Below are 755 nucleotides of genomic sequence, written 5' to 3'. Positions count from 1 at the left end.
GGCCGCCTGCCCGAAGAAGACGGAAATCAGCGAGCGGGTCACCCAGGCCGTCTCCGACGTCCCGGGCACGGGCGCCGTCAAAGTCACCCTGGACGTGATGAACGACGAGCAGCGCACCGAATTGCGCAAGCAGTTGCGCGGCGATGCTCGTGAGCCCGTCATCCCCTTCGCCCAGCCGAACTCGCTGACCCGGGTCTATGCGGTCGCGTCCGGCAAGGGCGGGGTGGGAAAGTCCACCGTGACCGTGAACCTGGCCGCCGCGATGGCGGCGCGCGGCCTGTCCGTAGGCGTGCTGGATGCCGATATCCACGGCCACTCCATCCCGCGGATGATGGGCACCACCGACCGGCCCACCCAGGTCGAGTCGATGATCCTGCCGCCCATCGCCCACGAGGTGAAGGTCATCTCGATCGCCCAGTTCACCGAGGGCAACACCCCGGTGGTGTGGCGTGGGCCGATGCTGCACCGGGCGTTGCAACAGTTCTTGGCCGACGTCTACTGGGGCGATCTGGACGTCCTGCTGCTGGACCTGCCGCCGGGCACCGGAGACATCGCCATCTCGGTGGCGCAGCTGATCCCCAGCGCCGAGCTGATGGTGGTGACCACGCCGCAACTGGCCGCGGCCGAGGTCGCCGAGCGGGCGGGCAGCATCGCGATGCAAACCCGGCAGCGCCTCGCCGGCGTGGTCACCACCATCAGCTCGGCGCTGGGGATCAGCTGCGCCACCGAGATGGCGATGTCTCCGGTGCCCGGCG

At 69.4% G+C, this 755-nt stretch carries 1 protein-coding gene; it reads left to right on the top strand.

Annotated features, from left to right (window positions below; all coding sequences use genetic code 11):
• A partial coding sequence (locus tag A5681_RS05770) for a P-loop NTPase (RefSeq protein WP_231996216.1) occupies nt 1-755 on the top strand: 755 nt, incomplete at both ends.

The organism is Mycobacterium scrofulaceum (assembly GCF_001667885.1).
Classification (GTDB): domain Bacteria; phylum Actinomycetota; class Actinomycetes; order Mycobacteriales; family Mycobacteriaceae; genus Mycobacterium; species Mycobacterium scrofulaceum_C.
This window is presented reverse-complemented; position numbering and strand designations above follow the sequence as displayed.